The organism is Rhodoferax sp. GW822-FHT02A01 (assembly GCF_038784515.1).
In the GTDB taxonomy this organism is placed as follows: Bacteria; Pseudomonadota; Gammaproteobacteria; order Burkholderiales; family Burkholderiaceae_C; genus Allorhodoferax.
Genome location: NZ_CP152376.1, coordinates 1,128,657 through 1,150,389, shown reverse-complemented (window position 1 = coordinate 1,150,389; position 21,733 = coordinate 1,128,657). Strand labels below are relative to the sequence as shown.

Sequence of the window (21,733 nt, the reverse complement as noted above, 5' to 3'; positions counted from 1 at the left end):
CTTTTCGGAAATTCCGAAGGGATTCACGTTTTCATTTAGTTTCAAACGTTTAGGGACGTTTTTCAATGCCAACCATTAACCAGCTCGTGCGTCAAGGCCGTGAGGTCGAGACCATCAAGTCGAAGAGTCCTGCGATGCAGAACTCTCCGCAGCGTCGGGGTGTGTGCACTCGTGTGTACACCACAACGCCTAAGAAACCTAACTCCGCTCTGCGTAAAGTTGCCAAAGTGCGCTTGACCAACGGTTTTGAGGTCATTTCCTACATCGGCGGTGAAGGCCACAATCTGCAGGAGCACAGCGTGGTGCTGGTTCGTGGCGGTCGTGTCAAGGACTTGCCAGGTGTGCGTTACCACATCGTCCGCGGCTCGCTGGACTTGCAAGGCGTGAAAGACCGCAAGCAAGCCCGCTCCAAGTACGGTGCCAAGAAGCCCAAGGCCAAATAAGCCCTGGATTTGTAGATGCAAGGTGTTTGTTTGCTGCGTGGCGCGGCGAATAAACGTAGTGACCCGCTATTTGGGTCGAGTAAGTGAGAGTCTTATTGATTAACTCTCGCGGTGCCTGCAAAGGTGCCAACTGAAGCAAAGAGGTGAAAAAATGCCACGTCGTCGCGAAGTCCCTAAACGTGAAATCCTGCCGGATCCCAAGTTCGGCAATGTAGAGCTGTCCAAATTCATGAACGTGATCATGGAAGGCGGCAAGAAAGCTGTTGCAGAGCGCATCATCTACGGTGCACTGGAACTCATCGAAAAGAAGCACCCCGATAAAGATCCGGTGGAAGCATTCAGCGTTGCCATCAACAACGTCAAACCCATGGTGGAAGTGAAATCCCGCCGCGTGGGTGGTGCCAACTACCAGGTTCCGGTGGAAGTGCGCCCTGTCCGTCGTCTGGCTCTGTCCATGCGTTGGATCAAGGAAGCCGCACGCAAGCGTGGCGAAAAGTCCATGGCTCAACGTCTGGCCAACGAGTTGCTCGAAGCAACCGAAGGCCGTGGCGGCGCCATGAAAAAGCGTGATGAAGTTCACCGCATGGCTGAAGCCAACAAGGCCTTCTCTCACTTCCGCTTCTAAGAAGAAGCGAAAGCGGCGGCATCCGGTTGTCGGATGCTGTCGCAAAGTGGCAGTGCATGTGCACTGTCATAAAAGGGATTCAAACTCTTGGATCCCTTGTTGCGCCGTCCGATGCGGCACGACTGTTCTCCGACTAGACCAACCAAGGATCCATCATGGCTCGCACTACTCCCATTGAGCGCTACCGCAATATCGGTATTTCTGCGCACATTGACGCCGGCAAAACCACTACCACCGAGCGTATTCTTTTCTACACCGGCGTGAATCACAAGATTGGCGAAGTGCACGATGGCGCGGCCACCATGGACTGGATGGAGCAAGAGCAAGAGCGCGGCATTACCATTACTTCTGCTGCGACGACCTGCTTCTGGAAGGGTATGGACACTTCCTTCCCTGAGCACCGCATCAACATCATTGATACCCCCGGACACGTGGACTTCACGATTGAAGTGGAGCGTTCCATGCGCGTGCTGGACGGTGCTTGCATGGTGTACTGCGCTGTGGGTGGCGTGCAGCCCCAGTCTGAAACCGTGTGGCGTCAGGCTAACAAGTACAAGGTTCCTCGTCTGGCTTTTGTGAACAAGATGGACCGTACCGGCGCCAACTTCTTCAAGGTCGTGGAACAGATGAAGCTGCGCCTGAAGGCCAGCCCAGTGCCTATCGTGATTCCAATCGGTGCTGAAGAAAACTTCACCGGTGTGGTTGACCTGCGCAAGATGAAGGCCATCATCTGGGATGAAGCATCTCAGGGCATGAAGTTCACCTTCGAAGAAATCCCTGCCGAACTTCTGGCTACCGCCAAAGAGTGGCGCGAAAAGATGGTCGAAGCCGCAGCTGAAGCCACCGAAGAGCTGATGAACAAGTACCTGGAAGAAGGCGATCTGTCTGAAGAAGAGATCACCGCAGGTCTGCGTGCACGTACCATTGCTGGCGAAATCCAGCCCATGCTGTGCGGTACCGCGTTCAAGAACAAGGGCGTGCAACGCATGCTGGACGCCGTTATTGAACTGATGCCTTCCCCGCTGGACGTGAAGGCCATCAAGGGCTTTGACGAAGACGAAAAGGAAACCACCCGCAAGGCTGACGATAACGAGAAGTTTGCCGCCCTGGCGTTCAAGCTGATGACCGACCCGTTTGTGGGTCAGCTGACGTTTGTGCGTGTGTACTCCGGCGTTCTGAAGAAGGGCGACACCGTCTACAACGCGGTGCGTGGCAAGAAAGAGCGTATCGGCCGTATCGTGCAGATGCACGCCAACAACCGTGAAGAAGTGGAAGAAATCCGCGCCGGTGACATCGCTGCCTGCGTGGGCCTGAAAGACGTGACAACCGGCGAAACCCTGTGTGATCCAAATGCTGTGATCACCCTGGAGCGCATGGTGTTCCCTGATTCCGTGATTCGTCAGGCTGTAGAACCCAAGTCCAAGGCCGACCAGGAAAAGATGGGTATTGCCCTGAGCCGTCTGGCTGCCGAAGATCCTTCGTTCCGCGTGCAAACCGACGAAGAGTCCGGCCAGACCATTATTGGCGGCCAGGGTGAATTGCACCTGGAAATCATCGTGGACCGTATGAAGCGCGAATTCGGCGTGGAGGCCAATGTGGGCAAGCCCCAGGTTGCATACCGCGAAACCATCCGCAAGGGTGTTGCCGATGTGGAAGGTAAGTTTGTGCGCCAGTCCGGTGGTAAGGGCCAGTACGGTCACGTGGTGTTCCGTGTGGAGCCCAACGAAGCCGGCAAGGGCTTTGAGTTCCTGGACGAAATCAAGGGCGGTGTGGTTCCTCGCGAGTACATCCCTGCGGTTGAGAAGGGTGTGATCGAGGCCTTGAACCAGGGCGTTTTGGCTGGCTACCCTGTGGTGGACGTGAAGGTTGCTCTGACATTCGGTTCTTACCACGATGTGGACTCGAACGAAAACGCGTTCAAGATGGCTGCCATCTTCGGTTTCAAGGAAGCCTGCCGCAAGGCCAACCCCGTGATTCTGGAGCCCATGATGGCTGTGGAAGTGGAAACGCCTGAAGACTACGCCGGTAACGTGATGGGCGACCTGTCCTCACGCCGCGGCATGGTGCAAGGCATGGACGACATGGTCGGTGGTGGCAAGGCCATCAAGGCTGAAGTGCCCCTGTCCGAAATGTTCGGCTACTCCACCACTCTGCGCTCCATGTCGCAAGGTCGTGCGACCTACACGATGGAATTCAAGCACTACGCAGAAGCCCCGCGTAACGTGTCCGAAGCCATCATGGCATCGCGCGCCAAGTAATTTGAAGTTGTCTGCGACGGTGTGCCGCCCTGTTCCCGTGCGGGGCGAACCAGCAACATCGTGCAAACATTAAACCAATACACGGGATTTGCTCTTTTTAAGGATTGAACAATGGCAAAAGAAAAATTCACGCGTACCAAGCCCCACGTGAACGTGGGCACGATTGGTCACGTTGACCACGGCAAAACCACACTGACAGCGGCCATCACGACGGTTCTGGCGCAGAAGTTTGGCGGCCTGGCCAAGGCGTACGACCAGATCGACGCTGCTCCCGAAGAAAAAGCACGCGGCATTACCATCAACACCGCCCACGTGGAATACGAAACGGCCAACCGCCACTACGCCCACGTGGATTGCCCCGGACACGCCGACTATGTGAAGAACATGATCACCGGTGCTGCCCAGATGGACGGTGCCATTCTGGTGGTTTCCGCAGCCGACGGCCCCATGCCCCAGACCCGCGAGCACATCCTGCTGGCCCGTCAGGTGGGTGTTCCCTACATCATCGTGTTCCTGAACAAGTGCGACATGGTGGACGACGCCGAGCTGCTCGAACTCGTTGAAATGGAAGTGCGCGAGCTGCTGGACAAGTACGAATTCCCCGGCGACGCAACCCCCATCATCCACGGCTCTGCCAAGCTCGCCATGGAAGGCGACAAGGGTGAACTGGGCGAAGGCGCCATCATGAAGCTGGCTGACGCACTGGACTCCTACATCCCCACGCCCGAGCGCGCTGTGGACGGCGCATTCCTGATGCCCGTGGAAGACGTGTTCTCCATCTCCGGCCGCGGTACTGTGGTGACCGGTCGCGTTGAGCGCGGCATCATCAAGGTCGGCGAAGAAATCGAAATCGTAGGTATCAAGCCCACCTTGAAGACCACCTGCACCGGTGTGGAAATGTTCCGCAAGCTGCTGGACCAAGGTCAAGCGGGCGACAACGTGGGTATTCTGCTGCGCGGCACCAAGCGCGAAGAAGTGGAGCGCGGCCAAGTGCTGTGCAAGCCCGGCTCGATCAAGCCGCACCTGCACTTCACGGGTGAGATCTATGTTCTGTCCAAGGACGAAGGTGGCCGTCACACGCCTTTCTTCAACAACTACCGTCCCCAGTTCTACTTCCGTACAACGGACGTGACCGGTGCGATCGAGTTGCCCGAAGGCAAGGAAATGGTGATGCCTGGTGACAACGTGTCCATCACGGTGAAGCTGATCAACCCCATCGCCATGGAAGAAGGCCTGCGTTTCGCTATCCGCGAAGGCGGCCGTACCGTGGGCGCTGGCGTGGTGGCAAAGATCATCGCGTAATTCGCAATTAACAAAGGAATTACCATGGCCGCAAAACAAAAGATCCGCATCCGTCTGAAGGCGTTTGATTACAAGCTCATCGACCAGTCGGCCGCTGAAATTGTGGATACCGCCAAGCGCACCGGCGCGATTGTCAAGGGCCCTGTGCCCCTGCCAACACGCATGAAGCGTTTCGACATCCTGCGTTCACCCCACGTGAACAAGGCAAGTCGTGATCAGTTCGAAATCCGTACCCACCAACGTCTGATGGATATCGTAGATCCCACAGACAAGACAGTGGACGCGCTGATGAAGCTGGACCTGCCAGCTGGCGTGGACGTCGAAATCAAGCTGCAATAAGCAGTTCCGAATCCGGTGGGAACCGGATTCACAAAGAGTCGAATTGTGGCGCGCTTGCCTAGTTGGGCACAGCGCGCTACAATCGTAGGCTCCATTGGGTTTCCAATGGGGTTTTATTAACAGTCTTCCACGCAAAAACGTTGCAACCAATTGAAGCTGCAACGGTGGAAGTTACGGAGAAAACAATGAGTCTTAGCAATCACCTAGGGTTGCTGGGTCGCAAGGTTGGCATGATGCGCCTATTCACCGACGACGGGGATGCAGTTCCTGTTACGGTGGTCGACGTTTCCAACAACCGTGTTACTCAGGTCAAAACCCAAGAGAACGATGGCTACGTTGCCCTGCAGGTAACGTTCGGTTCGCGCAAAGCATCGCGCGTAACCAAGCCCGTTGCTGGTCACCTCGCCAAGGCGGGTGTTGAAGCCGGAGAAATCATCCAGGAATTCCGCGTAGCCGCTGATACGGCTGCCAAGTACGCCGCTGGTGCGCAAGTGCCTGTGTCGGACGTGTTTTCCGTGGGTCAAAAGGTGGACGTGCAAGGCACTTCCATCGGTAAAGGCTACGCCGGTACCATCAAGCGTCACAACATGAGCTCGCAGCGCGCCTCGCACGGTAACAGCCGTTCGCACAACGTGCCCGGTTCTATCGGTATGGCACAGGACCCCGGTCGCGTGTTCCCCGGCAAGCGCATGACAGGTCACCTGGGCGACGTCACCAAGACTACCCAGAACCTCGATGTCATCCGCATCGACGAAGCACGTCAACTGCTGCTGATCAAGGGTGCTATCCCTGGATCCGCTGGTGGTTTTGTGACCGTGCGCCCTGCTGTGAAAGCTAAAGCCGCGAAAGGAGCGAACTAATGCAGCTCGAACTCCTGAATGACCAAGGCCAGGCCACTTCGAAATACGAAGCGCCCGAGACCGTGTTTGGTCGTGAATACAACGAAGATCTGGTTCACCAGGTCGTGGTGGCTTTCCAGGCTAACGCGCGTCAAGGCACCCGTGCCCAGAAAGACCGCGAACAAGTCAAGCACTCCACCAAGAAGCCGTTCAAGCAAAAGGGAACCGGTCGCGCTCGCGCTGGTATGACTTCCTCGCCTCTGTGGCGCGGAGGCGGTCGTATTTTCCCGAATATGCCCGACGAAAACTTCGGCCAGAAGATCAACAAGAAGATGTACCGCGCTGGTATGGCTTCGATCTTCTCGCAACTCGCCCGCGAAGGCCGTCTGGCCGTGGTGGACTCGATCAAGGTCGACTCTCCCAAGACCAAGGTGCTGGCCGCCAAGTTCAAGGCCATGAACCTGGACTCCGTGCTGGTAATCGCCGACGAAGTCGACGAAAACCTGTACCTGGCATCGCGCAATCTGGTCAATGTGCTGGTGGTCGAGCCTCGTTACGCTGACCCCCTGTCTTTGGTGCACTACCGCAAGGTGCTGGTTACCAAGGCTGCCATGGACAAACTCAAGGAGATGTTCGCATGAGCCACGGTCCTAATCTGTCCAAATTCGACGAAGGTCGTCTGATGCAAGTGCTGGTCGCTCCCATCGTGTCCGAAAAGGCCACCATGGTTGCCGAAAAAAGCAATGCCGTGACCTTCAAGGTGCTGCAAGACGCCACCAAATATGAAATCAAGGCCGCTGTGGAGTTGATGTTCAAGGTGGAAGTCAAGGGCGTCTCCGTAGTGAACACCAAAGGCAAAACCAAGCGGTTCGGCAAGTCTGTGGGTCGTCGCGACAACGTTCGCAAGGCTTACGTGACCCTGCAACCCGGTCAAGAGCTGAACCTCGGTGGGGAGGCTGCGTAATCATGGCTGTTATCAAAATCAAACCTACTTCCCCAGGCCGTCGTGGCGTGGTGAAGATTTCGCGTGACCACCTGTACAAGGGTGCGCCTCACGCTGCATTGCTGGAGCCCCAATTCCAGCAAGCCGGTCGTAACAACAACGGCCACATCACTACCCGTCACAAAGGCGGCGGACACAAGCACCACTACCGCGTGGTGGACTTTGTTCGCAACAAGGACGGCATTCCTGCCAAGGTTGAGCGTATTGAGTACGATCCGAACCGTTCCGCGCACATCGCTCTGGTGTGCTATGCAGACGGCGAGCGCAAGTACATCATTGCTCCGCGTGGCCTGGAAGTGGGCGCTACCATTCTGAGTGGTTCGGAAGCCCCGATCCGTGTTGGTAACACTCTGCCAATCCGTAACATCCCCGTGGGTTCGATCATCCACTGCGTGGAACTGCAAGTCGGCAAAGGCGCACAGATCATCCGCTCTGCGGGTACATCTGCAACCCTGCTGGCCCGTGAAGGCACCTACGCCCAGGTTCGCGTCCGCTCTGGTGAAGTCCGCAAGATTCACATTGACTGCCGCGCCACCATTGGCCAGGTTGCCAACGAAGAACACAGCCTGCGCCAGCTCGGCAAGGCCGGTGTGAAACGCTGGATGGGTATTCGTCCTACCGTTCGCGGTGTGGTGATGAACCCGGTGGACCACCCCCATGGCGGTGGCGAGGGCAAGACTGGCGAAGGCCGTCATGCAGTCGATCCTTGGGGTAATCTGACCAAGGGTTACCGTACCCGTAACAACAAGCGCACGCAGGTCATGATCGTGTCGCGTCGCAAGAAGTAAGGGGAAGGTTAAATGACTCGTTCTCTCAAAAAAGGTCCCTTTGTAGACCATCACCTGATTGCCAAGACCGAAAAGGCCGTGGCAACCAAGGACAAGAAGCCGATCAAGACCTGGTCGCGTCGCTCCATGATCCTGCCCGAGTTCATCGGCCTGACCATTGCCGTGCACAACGGCAAGCAGCACGTGCCTGTCTATATCACCGACCAAATGGTAGGCCACAAGTTGGGCGAGTTCGCACTCACCCGTACTTTCAAGGGCCACCCTGCGGACAAAAAAGTCCAGAAGAAATAAGGAGGTGACCATGGAAACACGTGCAACCCTTCGTGGCGTTCGTTTGTCGGTAGACAAAGGTCGCCTGGTCGCGGATCTGATCCGTGGCAAAAAAGTTGATCAAGCCCTGAACATCCTGCAATTCACACAGAAAAAAGCTGCTGTGATCATCAAGAAGGTTCTGGAGTCTGCGATTGCCAATGCTGAGCACAATGACGGTGCCGATATCGACGAATTGAAGGTCAAGACCATCTACGTCGAACAAGGTGCTTCTCTGCGTCGCTTCACGGCCCGCGCCAAAGGTCGCGGAAACCAAATCCGCAAGCCCACGTGCCATGTGTACGTGACGGTTGGTAACTGAAAGAGGCCAGGAAGATATGGGACAAAAAATCCACCCAACCGGCTTTCGCCTGAGCGTCAGCCGTAACTGGTCTTCGCGTTGGTACGCCAGCAACCGTGATTTCGCCGGCATGTTGGCCGAAGACATCAAGGTTCGTGAGTACCTGAAGGCCAAGCTCAAGAACGCGTCCGTTTCGCGCATCTTGATCGAGCGTCCTGCCAAGAACGCACGCATCACCATTTTCTCGGCACGTCCGGGCGTGGTGATCGGCAAGAAGGGCGAAGACATCGAAAACCTCAAGCGCGATCTGGGCAAGCAATTGGGCGTGCCGGTAGCAGTGAACATCGAAGAAGTGCGCAAGCCTGAAATCGATGCCAAGCTGATTGCCGACAGCATCACCCAGCAACTCGAAAAGCGCATCATGTTCCGCCGTGCCATGAAGCGCGCCATGCAAAACGCCATGCGTTTGGGCGCACTGGGCATCAAGATCATGTCTGCCGGTCGTCTGAACGGCATTGAAATCGCTCGTACCGAGTGGTATCGCGAAGGCCGTGTGCCACTGCACACCCTGCGCGCTGACATCGACTACGGAACTTCTGAAGCCAAGACCACCTATGGTGTGATCGGCGTCAAGGTCTGGGTCTACAAGGGTGACACGCTGGGTCGTAACGATCTGCCGGCCGCCGTTGAGCCCCGCGCCGAAGAAGAGCGTCGCCCACGTGGCCCCCGTCGCGATGACCGCGGTGGTGCACGTCCTTCCGGTGACCGTCGCCCTGCTGCTGGTGCCCGTCGTCCTGCAGGTGGCAATGCCGCTCCTGCAGACGGCAGTGACAAGCCTGCAGAAGCACTCGGTGCCGATAACAAACCCGCCGTTAAGCGCGTTCGCAAAGTCGCCGCGCCAGCTGCAGCAGCTGACGGTAAAGGAGAATAACCATGTTGCAACCCGCTCGCCGGAAATACCGCAAAGAGCAAAAAGGCCGTAACACCGGTATCGCAACCCGCGGAAGCTCGGTCGCGTTCGGTGACTTCGGTCTCAAATGTACTGACCGCGGCCGTCTGACGGCTCGCCAGATCGAAGCTGCACGTCGTGCAATTTCCCGTCACGTGAAGCGTGGTGGCCGTATCTGGATTCGCGTGTTCCCCGACAAGCCAATCTCCCAGAAGCCTGCTGAAGTGCGTATGGGTAACGGCAAGGGCAATCCCGAGTACTACGTGGCTGAAATCCAGCCCGGAAAAATCGTGTTTGAAATCGTCGGCGTTCCCGAAGAGCTGGCTCGTGAAGCGTTCCGTTTGGCTGCTGCCAAGCTGCCTTTGCGCACCACCTTCGTGGCCCGCATGATCGGTCAGTAATTCAGGAGAAATCGAAATGACGAAAGCTGCTGAACTGCGCCAAAAAGACGTTGCCGGCCTGAAAGACGAAGTCAAAGCGCTGCAAAAAGCACACTTTGGCCTGCGTATGCAAAAAGCCACGCAACAACTCAACAACACCGCTACGCTGCGCCTCGCGCGCCGCGATATTGCTCGCGCCAAGACCATTCTTGTCGAGAAGCAAAGCGCTGAAAAATCCGCCAAATAAGGAGCGATAAATGACGGAAGCTAAAAAATCCCTCAAGCGCACCTTGATTGGCAAGGTGGTCAGCGACAAGCGTTCAAAGACAGTGACTGTGCTGATCGAGCGTCGTGTGAAGCACGAGCTTTACGGCAAGATTGTTGCGAAAACCAGCAAGTACCACGCCCATGACGAAAAGGGCGAGTACAAGTTGGGCGACGTGATCGAAATCACGGAGAGCAAGCCTATCTCCAAGACCAAGAACTGGGTTGCGACCCGTTTGGTGGAAAAGGCTGCTGCGGTTTAAGTCTTTAGACTTCCTCCCTGCAGGACTCTGATAAACGGCCCACAATGTGGGCCGTTTTCATTGGAAATTACAAACAGGAGATTCACATGATCAAAGTAGGCGACACACTTCCCGCAACCACATTGATGGAGTACTCGGAAGTGGAAGGTGAAGGCTGCAGCATTGGCCCCAATGCGGTTGATGTAGCCAAGGCCACTGCCGGAAAGACCATTGCCCTGTTTGCCCTGCCAGGCGCATTTACGCCCACCTGCTCTGCCAAGCATGTTCCTGGCTATGTGGAGTCGGCAGAGGCCTTCAAGGCCGCTGGTGTGGATGAAATCTGGTGTGTGAGCGTGAATGATGCGTTCGTGATGGGCGCCTGGGCACGCGACCAGAAGACCGCTGGAAAGGTCCGCATGCTGGGCGATGGCGATGCCACCTTTGCCAAGGCAACGGGACTGACACTGGACCTGACCGGCAAGGGCCTGGGATTGCGCAGCAACCGCTACTCCATGCTGGTCAAGGATGGCAAAGTTGTTACCCTGAATGTGGAAGGCCCTGGCAAGTTTGAAGTGAGTGACGCTGCAACCTTGTTGGCACAGGCAAAGGCCTAACGCAGAAGCGTATGCCGGGGAGGAGTCCCCGGCAGCGCCCTATAGATCAACCTTCAGGTAATGGGCGCCTGCAATCGGGTTGAAATAGTAGGGTGGAATTTCCTCAAAACCCAGATCGTCGTAGAGCGCGCGTGCCGCCTCCATCTCGTCCAAGGTGTCCAGTAGCACACAGGAAAAACCAGCTTGGCGTGCCTGATCCAGAACAGCCTCCACCAGCTTGCGTCCCAAGCCCAGACCACGGTACTGGGGGCGCACATAGAGCCGCTTCATTTCACAGGCATTGGCGTAATCGGTGGTGTCCAGGGCACGTAACGCGCAGCACCCGGCGTCGTCCGCGGCCACCGTTGCGATCAAAAGACTGCCTCTGGGGGGAGCGTATTCGCCGGGAAGTTGGGCCAGTTCCTGTTCAAAATTCTGGAAACACAAATCCACTCCCAAAGCCTTGGCGTATTCCCGGAACAGAAGCCGGATGCCTTCGAGCTGACTGTCGCTTTGGGCGGTTGAAACCCCTATACCGGTGCTGTCAGACCACAGGCCGGACTCACCACGTGCTCTAGCCATATTGCATACGTCCTTTATCGCATTGCCCAGGAGCGGCAGCCAACTGGAATCCAACGCGCTACCATGTGGCGTTGGACAGATTTCCTCAATAACACCCAAGGTATTTTCATGGATAGACGCCAGTTTAATTCCCTTACTTCCGTAACGCTTGCCGGATGGCTGGTCTTGGCCATGGAACAGGCCCGGGCTCTTACATTGGACGATCTGAGCGGCGCCGACGCCAGCAAAGGTTTGAAAACTGCGCTGGAAAAAGGCGCCTTGTCTGCCGTAGCCCTGCTGGGCAAACCAGACGGATTCCTGGGCAATGACAAAGTGCGTATTCCGTTACCGGGCTTTCTGAATGACGCGGTGCAGTTGTTGCGCACATTCGGTCAAGGTGCGAAGGTCGATGAATTGATCACCTCCATGAACCGTGCCGCCGAAGCCGCGGTACCCATGGCCAAGGATCTGTTGCTGAAGGCCGTGCAAAACATGACCGTGACCGATGCCAAAGGAATCCTGAGCGGCGGCAATACTGCCGTAACGGACTTCTTTGCCAGCAAGACGCGGCCGGCCCTGGCGGACCGATTCCTTCCTGTGGTCACCCAGGCCACGGCCAAAGTGGGATTGGCGGACAAATACAACGAAGTGGCAGGCAAGGCATCCGAACTGGGTCTGGTGAAAAAGGAAGACGCCAACATCCAGAAATACGTCACGGGGAAAACCCTGGATGGACTGTTCTTCATGATTTCCGAAGAAGAAAAGAAGATTCGCCAGAACCCGGTCGCATACGGCAGTGCCATTCTGACCAAAGTGTTTGGCGCCTTGCAGTGAGCCGCATCGCATCGGGTTCAATGCATTGGGCCCCTGTGGCAACCATCGCAGTCGCCGCGGCGGCATGTTCACCAAGTCTGAACTGGCGCGAAGTGCATGTGGGCGAACTCACGACGCTGCTGCCTTGCAAGCCAGACCGCGCAACACGCCCAATAACCCTGGAGGGGGAAACCGTCAACCTGGAGATGGCCGGCTGCGAAGCCGCCGGTGCCCTCTACACGGTGAGCCGCATCCAGATGGAAGACGCCATAAGGGCACAGGCAATCATGATCCGGCTGCGCAAGGCCAGCTTGGCCAGCGTGCAGGCGGGCAGCATCCACCCAACTGCCAACAGTGGTGACGAGCACAGCAGCTTCGACGTGCAAGTGAACGGTAGAGATCCCGCTGGAAGTCCGGTGCAGGCCCACTTCAAATGGATGATGCAAGGCCAATCGGCTTACCAGGTGGCTGTGTATGCGCCCAGTCTGCAGGCCGGGCAGGTCGAAGGCATAGTCGGTGGGATACGCTTCCAATGAGGCTGACCATCAATTGCAAATCACACCTGTGCTGCATATTTGCCGTGCAAAGACGCCATAATCGCCAAACGACTGGCAGACCATGAACACAGGCATTCTCATCATCGCCCACGCTCCTTTGGCGAGTGCATTGCGCATGGGGGTGCTGCACGTCTTTCCAGACCTGGGGCAAGGCATCTTGGCCCTGGATGTGCCTCCTCAGGAGGCCCCGGACGTCACACGTGCCACAGCCCAGCGCATGCTGGTCCAGTTGGGAACCCCCAACACGCTGGTGCTAACCGATGTGTTTGGCGCCACGCCGTGCAACATTGCCCAAAAGGTGGTGGACGGTGTGCGCTCCAAGCTGGTGGCAGGAGTCAACCTCCCCATGCTGCTGCGCACGGTCAACTACCGCCATGAACCCCTCGACGTCTTGGTGGCACGCGCGCTGGCCGGAGGTACCCAAAGCATCATGCAGGTGGCAGTGACAGCGCCGCAGAATCAGCAGAGAAAAATCAATGATCAACAGCACCACGACCATAGTCAATAAACTCGGCCTGCACGCCCGCGCATCGGCCAAGCTCACCAAGCTTGCCGGTTCCTTCCCCTGCGAAGTCTGGATGACCAAAGGCGAGCGCCGCGTGAACGCCAAAAGCATCATGGGCGTGATGATGCTGGCAGCCGGTATCGGTTCCGAAGTGCAGATAGAAACGCACGGTGAGCGGGAGCAGGAAGCCATGGACGCACTGTTGGCCCTCATTGCCGAAAAGTTCGGAGAGGGCGAATGAAGACGCGTACGGCGTCTCAGCCACTCGCTCGCAAAAGGAGCGTTGCTTGACCTTCTCCATCCACGGCCTGGCAGTATCCCGTGGTGTCGCCATCGGACGCGCGGTCCTGGTGGCATCAAGCCGGGTGGATGTGGCGCACTATTTCATCGATGCTACGCAGGTAAAGGCTGAAATCGACAGGGTGCGTGCGGGACGTGATGCGGTGGTGGACGAAATTCACCGGATGCAGGAAAGCATCACCCGCATGGGGCCCAAAGAGGCGCCGCACGAACTCAGTGCCTTGCTGGACGTGCATCTGATGCTGCTGCAGGATGCCGAACTGATCAGTGGCATTAAGCACTGGATTACAGACCGCCTCTACAACGCGGAATGGGCCCTGACCACGCAACTGGAGGTCATCGCCCGCCACTTCGACGAAATGGAAGACGCCTATCTGCGCGAACGCAAGGCAGATCTGGAGCAAATTGTGGAGCGTGTGCTGCGCGCCATGAAGGGCGCATCCTCACCTATTCAGGTGCCGCATGGCCACCGACCGGCGCGTAAGCAATCCCAGCAAGACCTGCTGCTGGACGACACAGTGGATGTGCCTCTGGTACTGGTGGCACATGACCTGTCGCCCGCCGACATGTTGCAGTTCAAGCAAAGCGTGTTCGCCGGATTCATCACGGATGTGGGAGGGCGCACCTCGCACACCGCCATCGTCGCACGCAGCATGGACATTCCAGCGGTAGTCGGTGCGCGCACCTGCAGCCAACTGGTGCGCCAGGACGACTGGGTCATCATCGATGGGGATTCGGGCGTGGTCATTGTGGATCCGTCCCCCATCATCCTGGCTGAATACGGCTTCAAGCAGCGCCAGGGCGAGCTGGAGCGGGGTCGCTTGCAGCGCCTGTTGCATACGCCAGCTGTCACGATGGACGGAGAAAAGGTGCAGCTGCTGGCCAATATCGAAATGCCGGACGATGCTGAGCAGGCGCTCAAGTCCGGCGCCCTGGGCGTGGGGCTGTTTCGCAGCGAGTTTCTGTTCATGGGGCGTCAGGGCAAGCTGCCCGATGAGGAGGAGCAATACCAAGCCTACAAACGCGCAGTGGAGGGCATGCGCGGCTTGCCGGTCACCATCCGCACGGTGGACGTGGGCGCAGACAAGCCGCTGGACGACTCCATCCGGGATGACGCCCACCTCAACCCCGCGCTGGGTCTGCGTGCCATTCGCTGGAGTCTGGCTGACCCGGCGATGTTCCTGACGCAACTGCGGGCCATCTTGCGGGCAGCAGCACATGGCCCTGTCCAGTTGCTGGTGCCCATGCTGGCGCATGCGCGCGAGATCCGCCAGACGCTGGCGCACATTGACCATGCACGGGCTTTGCTGGACAACAAGGGTATTGCCTATGGTCCAGTCAAGTTGGGTGCCATGATCGAAATACCGGCTGCGGCCCTGAGCCTGAAGCTGTTTCTCAAGTACTTTGATTTCCTGTCCATAGGTACCAACGATCTGATCCAGTACACATTGGCGATTGACCGGGCAGACGAATCGGTTGCCCATCTGTATGACCCACTGCACCCGGCGGTTCTGCAACTGGTGGCCGACACCATTGCCGAATGCCGTGCCCAAGGCAAGGAAGTCAGCGTCTGCGGCGAGATGGCAGGTGACACGGCCATGACCCGTTTGTTGCTGGGAATGGGCCTGCGCAGCTTCTCCATGCATCCGGCGCAAATTCTTGCAGTCAAGCAGGAAATTCTGCGCGCAGACGCCAGCAAACTGGTCAACTGGGCGCACAAGGTGCGCACCGCGGAAGACCCTGCCAAAGCCCTCGCATCTGCATAACGGGTCACGCCTGCACGCGTTCCCAGGCGTGCACGTCCAAGAGTTCGTCAGCGTGTGCTACTTGGCTGAGCGCGTTCCCAAGACGGCCGCGCCAACAATCATGATGGCAGCCAGAATCACCGAAGTGCTGGGCATCTGCGCACGCACGGCCAGCAAGGTCAGGGTGGACAGCAGCGGAGTGAGGAAAGACAGCAAGCCGATATGCCGCGCATCCCCGCGCTTGAGTGCTGCGTCCCACAGATAGAACGCGCCGCCCAGCGGCCCCAGTCCCAAGACGGCCAGCTGCGTCCAGTCCGTAAGGCTCAGTGGCACTGGCGGCTCCAGCGCAACATGGCAGAGAAGCGAAAGCAGACCTGATAGCAAACCGAACAGACCAATGGCCGCCGTGGGAATGCCTTGACCCAGGGCGGTGCGTCGGACGGTTTGCAGAGAATAGTTGGCCCAGATCAGGCCCGAGCAAAGTGCCAGCCCGTAACCCAGCGCAGCGCCCCAGCCAAGACTTACAGACTGGGTTTCGGCACGGCGGCTGCCGAGAATGGCAATGGCCGCACCCGCAAAGCCGATCAGGGCGGCTATGACATGCACCGCGCGCAACCGGATGTGTGGCAGGTACAGCGGCGACAGAATGACGATGAACAGCGGCCACAGGTAGTTCACCAGATTGACCTCAACCGCCGGTGCCAGTCGCAGCGCGATGAATAACAGGAAGTGGAAGCCGAACAAAGTGAATACGCCCAGAACCAAAGAGGACGGCGCAATCCTCCACAACTGCGGCTGTCGGGCTACCATGGGCCAAGCCAGCATGCTGCCGACCATGAGCGTGATGCCGGTCAGCAAGAAGGGCGGCACGTGTCGCAGCGCCACACCGAGTGCGGCAAGCGACGCCCACAGAGCAATGGCGGCAATGGCATAGAGGTTGGCTTGCATGCGTTGTAGCTTAGGGCCCTGCAAGCGCGCGTAACGACGGCCAACTAGCGCACAACGACGGTTTCAATGATCCAAGTGCTGACGCAGTGCCGCGCCCAAGGCAGAGGCAGACTGGTAGCCACAGCGCGCCGCGACCACGGCGGTTGGCAGCCCTTGTGCGCGCAGCACCCGCGCGCGGGCAAGACGCAAACCCCGCAGCCACTGCATGGCACTGATGCCGGTCTCCTGGCGGCAGCGCGCAGCAAACTGGGTGGGGCTGAGGCACACCTGCTCCGCCAGATCCGCAACCGTCAGTGGACGGTGCATATGCTCCTGACACCACTTCCCAAGCGCGGTCCAGTCAATGGCACGGCGGCTGCGGGCAAAGGTTGTGCTGGGCGCACGCCAGCAGTCGAGCAAGAGCATGGGACCATAGTGCCAGGCCAGGCTCTGCGGCTGCTCCAGTGCTTGGCTGAGATATTTCGCCAGCGCGCGAGCCGCCGCCGGCTGTGCCGGGTTGCCAGCACATGCAGCCCACCCCGATTCCTCGGTATCCAGCACGAGGCAACGGGCCATGCGGCGCGCCTCGAAGTCGTGCCGCTCCCACGGCGCGATGACACACCCATCACCCGGCACAATGCGCCGCCCCTTGCCCTGCACCTCAATCTCCAGCGTGCCTTCCACGCCAAGCAACACCTGAAAGTGGGCGTGCGCATGGCTGCCCGGCGAGTTGCCGTACTGGCGCAGGGAGAGTGAGCCGTGTGCGCTGTGCATGGTTCAACTGGGGCGTTGGTCGGTGGAAGGCTTCTTCCAGAGGTTGATGCCACCTTCCACAGCATGAACGTCAATGGCCGCAAGTTCGTCGGCAGAGAAATCCTTGTTGTGCATGGCGCCTGCCAGGTCGATGATCTGCTCGGGTTTGCTGGCGCCGATCAGGGCCGAAGTCACGCGCGCATCACGCAGCACCCAGGCCACGGCCATTTGCGCCAGAGACTGGCCGCGTGCCAGGGCAATCGCATGCAGGGCGCGCACGTGGCGCAGGTTGGTCTCGCTCAGGTAGTCGGCGGTAAAGGAGCCACCCCCCGGGCGATTGACCCGTGCGTCTTCGGGTACGCCGTGCAGGTACTTGTTGGTCAACAGGCCTTGGGCCAATGCACTGAATGCGATGCAACCCATGCCGGTATCTTCGAGCGCATCCAGCAGATCTTCCTCGATCCAGCGGTTGAGCATGCTGTAGGAGGGCTGGTGAATCAGCATGGGAACGCCCATGCTTTTCAGGATGGCCGCAGCCTCGCGCGTCTTGCCGGCCGAGTAGCTGCTGATGCCGACATAAAGTGCCTTGCCTTGCTGTACGGCACTGGCCAGGGCACCCATGGTTTCCTCCAGGGGTGTGTCGGGGTCGAAGCGGTGCGAATAGAAAATGTCCACATAGTCCAGGCCCATGCGCTGCAGGCTCTGGTCCAGACTGGCCAGCACATATTTGCGGGAGCCGCCACCTTGTCCGTAGGGGCCGGGCCACATTTCCCAGCCCGCCTTGGTGGAGATCAGCAGCTCATCCCGGTAGGGTTTGAAGTCCCTGCGCATGTGCTCGCCAAAATTGGTTTCCGAGCTGCCGAACGGTGGGCCGTAGTTGTTGGCCAGATCGAAATGCGTGATGCCCAGGTCAAATGCTGTGCGCAGCATCTGGCGCTGCGTCTCCATGGGGGTGGCATCGCCAAAGTTGTGCCACAGGCCCAGTGTGATGGACGGGAGTTTGAGCCCGCTCTTGCCGCAGTTGCGGTAAGGCATGCGGCCGTCGTATCGCTCGGGATTGGCTTGGTAGGGCATATGCGCTTTCCTATTTCTTTGCGGTCTTGGCCGCAGCCACGCCAGCGCGCAGCCCCAGCAGATAACTTTCTGCGCCGAAGCCGCAGATCTGCCCGCGCACGATTTCGGAGAAGACCGACACATGGCGGAATGCTTCGCGCGCGTGGATGTTGGACATATGCACTTCCACAATTGGGCAGGTGAGGATGGCCAGCGCATCCCGTATGCCGTAGCTGTAGTGGGTCCAGGCACCCGCATTGATCAGTACCGCATCCACCTTGTCGTGGAATGCCTGGTGAATGCGCTGACACATTTCACCTTCAATGTTGGTCTGGTAGCACTCCACAGAAACCCCCAGTTCCTGGCCCAGTTCGGCCAGGCGCAAGTTGATTTCTTCGAGTGTGACCGTGCCGTATTGCGCAGGGTCGCGCTTGCCGAACATGTTGAGGTTGACGCCGTTGAGTACCAGTACTTTCATGTGCACGCTCCTGATTGAGGATGGTGATTATCGGCTGCTTCGCCGTTTACCTGGGGTAGGCCGGTATTCCCGATAATGCTCCAGTACAGCTCCTGAATGCCTCCATGACACCTCGCGATCCTTCTGTAGCCGCAACGCTCAGCCTGCATGAGTGGATGCGTAGCCCCGTGCGTCAGGTCCCGGTGATCACCATGCTGATCGTCTGCAATGTGCTGTTGTTTCTTGTGATGGCTTGGTCTGGTCGGGCGCTGTGGCATATGACACCCGGCGTTCCCATGCAGTGGGGTGCGAACTTCGGCCCTGCCACCCAAAGCGGCGAGTGGTGGCGCTTGCTGAGCGCTGTCTTTGTGCACTTCAGCCTGATCCATATCGTGGTCAATATGTGGGCGCTTTGGGACGTGGGTCGACTGATGGAGCGCGTGCTGGGTCGATGGCGCTTTGTGGTCCTGTATCTGGGGGCCGGGGTTGTAGGCAACCTGGTGTCGTTGGCGATGCATGGGCAGCCGCGAGTTTCCGGTGGCGCTTCCGGTGCCATCTTTGGCCTATACGGCGCTTTGCTGGTGTTTCTGTGGCGCGAGCGACGCAGTATTGACCCCTTCGAATTTCGCTGGCTGTTCGTGGGTGCGCTGGTGTTTTCTGCGTTGATGCTGCTGCTGGGATTCTTTCTTCCCGGGATCGACAACGCGGCGCATGGCGGTGGCTTGCTGGCAGGGGGCTTGCTGGGCGGCTTGCTGCGGCGGCCCTTGGGTTTGCCGGATGGCGGATATGCGGGGCCCTCACGGCGGTGGACGGCTGCGTTGGCGCTTGCGGTGATTGTTACGCTGTTGGCCGGAATCTCCCCGCCGCCCTACCGCTATGAGGAAGAGCTGGAAACCCGCGCTGCCATTCAGCGCTTCTTGCGGGAAGACCAGGCCATTTCCGCGCGCTGGGGCGCTTTGCTGACGGATCGCCGGGGAATGTCATTCGATCAACTTGCCGATGCATTGCACAGTGAAGTGGCTGCATCCTATGAGCGCAGCTTCAACGAGCTGGCGGCGGTGCAAGCGAGCCCCGCCGTGCCCTCCCGGCCCACACTGCTGAAGCTGCAGGCCTATGCGGTGACCAGGAAGGAAGCCGCTCTACAAGCTGCCCAGGAACTACGGAGTCGTGGCGCGGGACACGCTTTGGTGCCCCAGCGCAAGGCGCCAATGACTTCTGGCAATCCTTGATGGTCAGATGGCCAAAGGCGCTGCTGTTGGCTAGCTCGCCTGGGCGGCGGAATGCGCTTGCTGATCGGCGTGGTAGCTCGAGCGCACCATCGCACCGACGGCTGCGTGCTTGAATCCCATCTTGTAGGCTTCGGCCTCGAACATCTTGAACGTATCCGGATGCACATAGCGGCGCACCGGCAAGTGGCTGGTCGACGGGGCGAGGTACTGGCCTATGGTGAGCATCTCGATGTTGTGCGCACGCATGTCGCGCATGACTTCCAGAATCTCTTCGTCGGTTTCGCCCAGGCCCACCATCAGGCCGCTCTTGGTGGGCACGTCCGGAAACAGGGCCTTGAATTTCTTCAGCAGATTGAGTGAGAACTGGTAGTCCGACCCGGGGCGCGCTTCCTTGTACAGGCGCGGAATGGTTTCCAGGTTGTGGTTCATCACATCCGGTGGGGCGGCTTTCAGGATTTCCAAGGCGCGGTCGTCACGTCCCCGGAAGTCAGGCACCAGCACTTCGATCTGGGTGGTGGGCGAGAGCTCGCGTGTCTTGCGGATGCATTCCACAAAGTGGCCAGCGCCACCGTCGCGCAGGTCATCGCGATCCACGCTGGTGATGACCACGTAGCTCAGCTTCAACTGGGCAATGGTCTTGGCTAGGTTGTCGGGCTCATTCACATCCAGCGGATCCGGGCGACCGTGGCCCACGTCGCAGAACGGGCAGCGGCGTGTGCACTTGTCGCCCATGATCATGAAGGTGGCCGTGCCCTTGCCAAAGCATTCACCAATGTTGGGGCAGCTGGCTTCCTCGCACACGGTTACCAGCTTGTTGGCGCGCAAGACGTCCTTGATTTCATAAAAGCGGGTGGAGGGGGAACCCGCCTTGACGCGAATCCATTCAGGTTTCTTGAGCACTTCGCCAGCCTGTACCTTGACCGGAATGCGTGACAGTTTGGCGGCAGCCTTCTGTTTGGCAGACGGGTTGTATTCCGCTGTGCTCTGTGCTTCCCGTACGGTGGGGGTGCTGTCGTTTTGGCTCATGGTGTGGGCGAAGTGATGGCACCTCAGGGCGCCAGGTAGGTTGCGAGCTTGTGGCTCAGAACATCAGCGGCATCCTGCCAACTGACCTGAAAGCCGATTGTAGAAAGGTCCACGGTTTGCAGGGCTACATAACCGCAAGGGTTGATACGCTGGAAGGGTTCCAGGTCCATGGCGACATTCAGTGCGACACCATGGTAGGTGCAATTGCGATTGACCTTGATGCCAAGCGCCGAGATCTTTCCCAGGCCGGTGAAATCCGGCTCTGCGGTCGGCGCATCCTTGCCCGGGCGATTGGGCAAAGGCGCATGACCCGCAGGGTCATCCAGTCGCACATAAATGCCCGGCGCGCCCGCAACGCGATGGCCGGTCACGCCGAAATGCAGCAAGGTGCGAATGACCGCCTCTTCGATGCGGTACACATATTCCTTGACGAAGTAGCCGACGCGTTTGAGGTCCATCAGGGGGTAGCCCATGACCTGACCCGGGCCGTGGTAGGTGACCTGCCCGCCGCGATTCGTCTGGACAACCGGAATGTCGCCCGGGTTGTAGATGTGCTCTGGTTTGCCGGCCAGGCCTTGCGTGTATACGGGAGGGTGCTCGCAAATCCAAAGCTGGTCTTCCGTGGCCCCATTGGCATAACGCTGTTCCGTGAATGCCTGCATGGCGGAGTACGTTGGCAGGTACTCTACGCGTCCCAGTTGACTAATCTGCATGCGCCAGCCCTTACAGCACAACCTTGACCATGGGGTGGGTGCTGAGCGTGCGGTAGAGCTCGTCGAGTTGCTCGCGGCTGGTGGCGTTCACCGTGACGGTAACGCCCAGGTATTTGCCACCCTTGCTTTCGCGCAGTTCGATGGTGCTGGCGTCAAATGCGGGGTCGAATTCTCGGGTGATGCTGGTGATGGCATGTACCAGCCCGTCCACCTTGTTGCCCATGACCTTGATTGGAAACTTGCAGGGGTATTCGATCAGCGACTCAGCGCGGGAACTGCCTGCTTGGGGTGTGGGCGCGTCAGGTGTAGACATGGTGTGGTTGTAGTAGGGGCAAATTATGCAGTGCGCGGGCGCTACTGCGCGGTGGCGCTTTTTTGTAAAGGACGTGTAATGAGGGTCTGGGTTTCTACGTATAATCGCGGGCTGTGCACAAATCTGCAGTCAGTCTGTAACCTGGG

Annotated in this window: 30 protein-coding genes; 22 read left to right on the top strand and 8 right to left on the bottom strand. The window is 58.6% G+C overall.

The annotated features are described in order from the left end of the window. Positions 1–65 precede the first annotated feature (65 nt). From rpsL to AAGF34_RS05410, 16 genes are all read left to right on the top strand, one after another. The gene (gene rpsL / locus AAGF34_RS05485) at positions 66–443 is read left to right on the top strand and encodes a 30S ribosomal protein S12 (protein WP_076196147.1); all 378 of its coding nucleotides are present in this window, start codon (positions 66–68) and stop codon (positions 441–443) included. 151 nt (positions 444–594) lie between these two features. After that, positions 595–1,068, top strand: a complete 474-nt coding sequence (gene rpsG / locus AAGF34_RS05480; RefSeq protein ID WP_342619610.1) for a 30S ribosomal protein S7 — start codon at positions 595–597, stop codon at positions 1,066–1,068. 155 nt (positions 1,069–1,223) lie between these two features. Beyond that, a complete protein-coding gene (fusA, locus tag AAGF34_RS05475; protein ID WP_342619609.1) occupies positions 1,224–3,326 on the top strand; it encodes an elongation factor G in 2,103 nt (700 codons plus the stop codon). 111 nt (positions 3,327–3,437) lie between these two features. After that, on the top strand, positions 3,438–4,628 hold the full coding sequence (gene tuf / locus AAGF34_RS05470) for an elongation factor Tu (RefSeq protein ID WP_342619063.1): 1,191 nt from the start codon (positions 3,438–3,440) through the stop codon (positions 4,626–4,628). 24 nt (positions 4,629–4,652) lie between these two features. After that, positions 4,653–4,967, top strand: a complete 315-nt coding sequence (gene rpsJ, locus AAGF34_RS05465; protein WP_068674876.1) for a 30S ribosomal protein S10 — start codon at positions 4,653–4,655, stop codon at positions 4,965–4,967. 185 nt (positions 4,968–5,152) lie between these two features. Beyond that, a complete protein-coding gene (gene rplC, locus AAGF34_RS05460; RefSeq protein WP_342619608.1) occupies positions 5,153–5,827 on the top strand; it encodes a 50S ribosomal protein L3 in 675 nt (224 codons plus the stop codon). Next, the gene (rplD, locus tag AAGF34_RS05455) at positions 5,827–6,447 is read left to right on the top strand and encodes a 50S ribosomal protein L4 (RefSeq protein WP_342619607.1); all 621 of its coding nucleotides are present in this window, start codon (positions 5,827–5,829) and stop codon (positions 6,445–6,447) included. The genes rplC and rplD overlap by 1 nt, the downstream gene beginning before the upstream one ends. Next, positions 6,444–6,770, top strand: a complete 327-nt coding sequence (gene rplW, locus AAGF34_RS05450) for a 50S ribosomal protein L23 (protein WP_342619606.1) — start codon at positions 6,444–6,446, stop codon at positions 6,768–6,770. The genes rplD and rplW overlap by 4 nt, the downstream gene beginning before the upstream one ends. A 2-nt stretch (positions 6,771–6,772) precedes the next feature. Further along, positions 6,773–7,597, top strand: coding sequence for a 50S ribosomal protein L2 (gene rplB, locus AAGF34_RS05445; RefSeq protein ID WP_342619605.1), 825 nt, complete (start codon positions 6,773–6,775; stop codon positions 7,595–7,597). A gap of 12 nt (positions 7,598–7,609) precedes the next feature. Next, the gene (gene rpsS, locus AAGF34_RS05440) at positions 7,610–7,888 is read left to right on the top strand and encodes a 30S ribosomal protein S19 (protein WP_087495489.1); all 279 of its coding nucleotides are present in this window, start codon (positions 7,610–7,612) and stop codon (positions 7,886–7,888) included. A 10-nt stretch (positions 7,889–7,898) separates the two neighbouring features. Next, the gene (gene rplV, locus AAGF34_RS05435; protein WP_075585605.1) at positions 7,899–8,228 is read left to right on the top strand and encodes a 50S ribosomal protein L22; all 330 of its coding nucleotides are present in this window, start codon (positions 7,899–7,901) and stop codon (positions 8,226–8,228) included. A 16-nt stretch (positions 8,229–8,244) separates the two neighbouring features. Further along, complete coding sequence (gene rpsC, locus AAGF34_RS05430; RefSeq protein WP_342619604.1) at positions 8,245–9,138, top strand: 30S ribosomal protein S3; 894 nt, start codon at positions 8,245–8,247, stop codon at positions 9,136–9,138. Positions 9,139–9,140: 2 nt separating this feature from the next. Then, on the top strand, positions 9,141–9,557 hold the full coding sequence (gene rplP / locus AAGF34_RS05425) for a 50S ribosomal protein L16 (RefSeq protein ID WP_029708121.1): 417 nt from the start codon (positions 9,141–9,143) through the stop codon (positions 9,555–9,557). Positions 9,558–9,573: 16 nt separating this feature from the next. After that, a complete protein-coding gene (rpmC, locus tag AAGF34_RS05420) occupies positions 9,574–9,783 on the top strand; it encodes a 50S ribosomal protein L29 (RefSeq protein WP_342619603.1) in 210 nt (69 codons plus the stop codon). 10 nt (positions 9,784–9,793) lie between these two features. Then, positions 9,794–10,063, top strand: coding sequence for a 30S ribosomal protein S17 (rpsQ, locus tag AAGF34_RS05415; RefSeq protein ID WP_105261715.1), 270 nt, complete (start codon positions 9,794–9,796; stop codon positions 10,061–10,063). A gap of 86 nt (positions 10,064–10,149) precedes the next feature. Next, positions 10,150–10,656, top strand: coding sequence for a peroxiredoxin (locus AAGF34_RS05410; RefSeq protein WP_342619602.1), 507 nt, complete (start codon positions 10,150–10,152; stop codon positions 10,654–10,656). A 39-nt stretch (positions 10,657–10,695) separates the two neighbouring features. Here AAGF34_RS05410 and AAGF34_RS05405 read toward each other — a convergent pair whose 3' ends face one another. Further along, positions 10,696–11,217, bottom strand: a complete 522-nt coding sequence (locus AAGF34_RS05405; RefSeq protein ID WP_342619601.1) for a GNAT family N-acetyltransferase — start codon at positions 11,215–11,217, stop codon at positions 10,696–10,698. A 108-nt stretch (positions 11,218–11,325) separates the two neighbouring features. Between AAGF34_RS05405 and AAGF34_RS05400 the strand changes: the two genes are divergently transcribed. The 5 genes from AAGF34_RS05400 to ptsP all read left to right on the top strand — a co-directional run bounded on the left by AAGF34_RS05400 (position 11,326) and on the right by ptsP (position 15,137). Then, a complete protein-coding gene (locus tag AAGF34_RS05400; RefSeq protein ID WP_342619600.1) occupies positions 11,326–12,030 on the top strand; it encodes a DUF4197 domain-containing protein in 705 nt (234 codons plus the stop codon). Between the two features lie 35 nt (positions 12,031–12,065). Then, entirely contained in the window at positions 12,066–12,545 is a 480-nt protein-coding gene (locus tag AAGF34_RS05395) for a hypothetical protein (protein WP_342619599.1), read from the top strand. Positions 12,546–12,627: 82 nt separating this feature from the next. Then, positions 12,628–13,074, top strand: coding sequence for a PTS fructose transporter subunit IIA (locus AAGF34_RS05390; protein ID WP_342619598.1), 447 nt, complete (start codon positions 12,628–12,630; stop codon positions 13,072–13,074). Next, positions 13,043–13,312, top strand: a complete 270-nt coding sequence (locus tag AAGF34_RS05385) for an HPr family phosphocarrier protein (RefSeq protein ID WP_342619597.1) — start codon at positions 13,043–13,045, stop codon at positions 13,310–13,312. Before AAGF34_RS05390 ends, AAGF34_RS05385 begins: the two co-directional genes overlap by 32 nt. Positions 13,313–13,358: 46 nt before the next feature. Next, positions 13,359–15,137: a phosphoenolpyruvate--protein phosphotransferase gene (gene ptsP, locus AAGF34_RS05380; RefSeq protein ID WP_342619596.1), complete on the top strand. Its 1,779-nt coding sequence runs from the start codon at positions 13,359–13,361 to the stop codon at positions 15,135–15,137. A gap of 57 nt (positions 15,138–15,194) precedes the next feature. Here the strand turns inward: ptsP and AAGF34_RS05375 are convergent, their stop codons facing one another. The 4 genes from AAGF34_RS05375 to aroQ form a co-directional block, all read right to left on the bottom strand. Beyond that, the gene (locus AAGF34_RS05375) at positions 15,195–16,064 is read right to left on the bottom strand and encodes a DMT family transporter (RefSeq protein ID WP_342619595.1); all 870 of its coding nucleotides are present in this window, start codon (positions 16,062–16,064) and stop codon (positions 15,195–15,197) included. Between the two features lie 63 nt (positions 16,065–16,127). Further along, complete coding sequence (locus tag AAGF34_RS05370) at positions 16,128–16,817, bottom strand: AraC family transcriptional regulator (RefSeq protein ID WP_342619594.1); 690 nt, start codon at positions 16,815–16,817, stop codon at positions 16,128–16,130. Between the two features lie 3 nt (positions 16,818–16,820). Next, positions 16,821–17,870 carry an L-glyceraldehyde 3-phosphate reductase gene (gene mgrA / locus AAGF34_RS05365; protein WP_342619593.1) on the bottom strand — a complete coding sequence of 350 codons (1,050 nt, stop codon included), beginning with the start codon at positions 17,868–17,870 and terminating at the stop codon, positions 16,821–16,823. Positions 17,871–17,880: 10 nt separating this feature from the next. Then, positions 17,881–18,327 carry a type II 3-dehydroquinate dehydratase gene (aroQ, locus tag AAGF34_RS05360; RefSeq protein ID WP_342619592.1) on the bottom strand — a complete coding sequence of 149 codons (447 nt, stop codon included), beginning with the start codon at positions 18,325–18,327 and terminating at the stop codon, positions 17,881–17,883. Between the two features lie 104 nt (positions 18,328–18,431). Between aroQ and AAGF34_RS05355 the strand changes: the two genes are divergently transcribed. Then, on the top strand, positions 18,432–19,535 hold the full coding sequence (locus AAGF34_RS05355) for a rhomboid family intramembrane serine protease (protein WP_342619591.1): 1,104 nt from the start codon (positions 18,432–18,434) through the stop codon (positions 19,533–19,535). A gap of 30 nt (positions 19,536–19,565) precedes the next feature. Here the strand turns inward: AAGF34_RS05355 and lipA are convergent, their stop codons facing one another. From lipA to AAGF34_RS05340, 3 genes are read right to left on the bottom strand one after another with little or no spacing between them, the layout of a single operon-like run. Continuing rightward, the gene (gene lipA, locus AAGF34_RS05350; RefSeq protein ID WP_342619590.1) at positions 19,566–20,561 is read right to left on the bottom strand and encodes a lipoyl synthase; all 996 of its coding nucleotides are present in this window, start codon (positions 20,559–20,561) and stop codon (positions 19,566–19,568) included. Positions 20,562–20,584: 23 nt separating this feature from the next. Next, on the bottom strand, positions 20,585–21,274 hold the full coding sequence (gene lipB, locus AAGF34_RS05345; protein WP_342619589.1) for a lipoyl(octanoyl) transferase LipB: 690 nt from the start codon (positions 21,272–21,274) through the stop codon (positions 20,585–20,587). 10 nt (positions 21,275–21,284) lie between these two features. Beyond that, positions 21,285–21,587: a DUF493 family protein gene (locus AAGF34_RS05340; RefSeq protein WP_342619588.1), complete on the bottom strand. Its 303-nt coding sequence runs from the start codon at positions 21,585–21,587 to the stop codon at positions 21,285–21,287. Positions 21,588–21,733: the final 146 nt, after the last annotated feature.

Excerpts from the sequence above, each read along its gene's own strand:
- rpsQ (WP_105261715.1), top strand. The coding sequence starts at position 9,794 with ATGACGGAAGCTAAAAAATCCCTCAAGCGCACCTTGATTGGCAAGGTG.
- AAGF34_RS05340 (WP_342619588.1), bottom strand. The coding sequence starts at position 21,587 with ATGTCTACACCTGACGCGCCCACACCCCAAGCAGGCAGTTCCCGCGCT.
- AAGF34_RS05370 (WP_342619594.1), bottom strand. The coding sequence starts at position 16,817 with ATGCACAGCGCACACGGCTCACTCTCCCTGCGCCAGTACGGCAACTCG.
- rplW (WP_342619606.1), top strand. The coding sequence starts at position 6,444 with ATGAGCCACGGTCCTAATCTGTCCAAATTCGACGAAGGTCGTCTGATG.
- rpsJ (WP_068674876.1), top strand. The coding sequence starts at position 4,653 with ATGGCCGCAAAACAAAAGATCCGCATCCGTCTGAAGGCGTTTGATTAC.
- rpsG (WP_342619610.1), top strand. The coding sequence starts at position 595 with ATGCCACGTCGTCGCGAAGTCCCTAAACGTGAAATCCTGCCGGATCCC.
- AAGF34_RS05385 (WP_342619597.1), top strand. The coding sequence starts at position 13,043 with ATGATCAACAGCACCACGACCATAGTCAATAAACTCGGCCTGCACGCC.
- fusA (WP_342619609.1), top strand. The coding sequence starts at position 1,224 with ATGGCTCGCACTACTCCCATTGAGCGCTACCGCAATATCGGTATTTCT.
- rpsL (WP_076196147.1), top strand. The coding sequence starts at position 66 with ATGCCAACCATTAACCAGCTCGTGCGTCAAGGCCGTGAGGTCGAGACC.
- AAGF34_RS05400 (WP_342619600.1), top strand. The coding sequence starts at position 11,326 with ATGGATAGACGCCAGTTTAATTCCCTTACTTCCGTAACGCTTGCCGGA.
- rplB (WP_342619605.1), top strand. The coding sequence starts at position 6,773 with ATGGCTGTTATCAAAATCAAACCTACTTCCCCAGGCCGTCGTGGCGTG.
- rplP (WP_029708121.1), top strand. The coding sequence starts at position 9,141 with ATGTTGCAACCCGCTCGCCGGAAATACCGCAAAGAGCAAAAAGGCCGT.
- lipA (WP_342619590.1), bottom strand. The coding sequence starts at position 20,561 with ATGAGCCAAAACGACAGCACCCCCACCGTACGGGAAGCACAGAGCACA.
- rpmC (WP_342619603.1), top strand. The coding sequence starts at position 9,574 with ATGACGAAAGCTGCTGAACTGCGCCAAAAAGACGTTGCCGGCCTGAAA.
- rplD (WP_342619607.1), top strand. The coding sequence starts at position 5,827 with ATGCAGCTCGAACTCCTGAATGACCAAGGCCAGGCCACTTCGAAATAC.
- AAGF34_RS05390 (WP_342619598.1), top strand. The coding sequence starts at position 12,628 with ATGAACACAGGCATTCTCATCATCGCCCACGCTCCTTTGGCGAGTGCA.
- AAGF34_RS05410 (WP_342619602.1), top strand. The coding sequence starts at position 10,150 with ATGATCAAAGTAGGCGACACACTTCCCGCAACCACATTGATGGAGTAC.
- AAGF34_RS05355 (WP_342619591.1), top strand. The coding sequence starts at position 18,432 with ATGACACCTCGCGATCCTTCTGTAGCCGCAACGCTCAGCCTGCATGAG.
- AAGF34_RS05405 (WP_342619601.1), bottom strand. The coding sequence starts at position 11,217 with ATGGCTAGAGCACGTGGTGAGTCCGGCCTGTGGTCTGACAGCACCGGT.
- aroQ (WP_342619592.1), bottom strand. The coding sequence starts at position 18,327 with ATGAAAGTACTGGTACTCAACGGCGTCAACCTCAACATGTTCGGCAAG.
- mgrA (WP_342619593.1), bottom strand. The coding sequence starts at position 17,870 with ATGCCCTACCAAGCCAATCCCGAGCGATACGACGGCCGCATGCCTTAC.
- rplC (WP_342619608.1), top strand. The coding sequence starts at position 5,153 with ATGAGTCTTAGCAATCACCTAGGGTTGCTGGGTCGCAAGGTTGGCATG.
- rpsC (WP_342619604.1), top strand. The coding sequence starts at position 8,245 with ATGGGACAAAAAATCCACCCAACCGGCTTTCGCCTGAGCGTCAGCCGT.
- AAGF34_RS05375 (WP_342619595.1), bottom strand. The coding sequence starts at position 16,064 with ATGCAAGCCAACCTCTATGCCATTGCCGCCATTGCTCTGTGGGCGTCG.
- rpsS (WP_087495489.1), top strand. The coding sequence starts at position 7,610 with ATGACTCGTTCTCTCAAAAAAGGTCCCTTTGTAGACCATCACCTGATT.
- rplV (WP_075585605.1), top strand. The coding sequence starts at position 7,899 with ATGGAAACACGTGCAACCCTTCGTGGCGTTCGTTTGTCGGTAGACAAA.
- tuf (WP_342619063.1), top strand. The coding sequence starts at position 3,438 with ATGGCAAAAGAAAAATTCACGCGTACCAAGCCCCACGTGAACGTGGGC.
- lipB (WP_342619589.1), bottom strand. The coding sequence starts at position 21,274 with ATGCAGATTAGTCAACTGGGACGCGTAGAGTACCTGCCAACGTACTCC.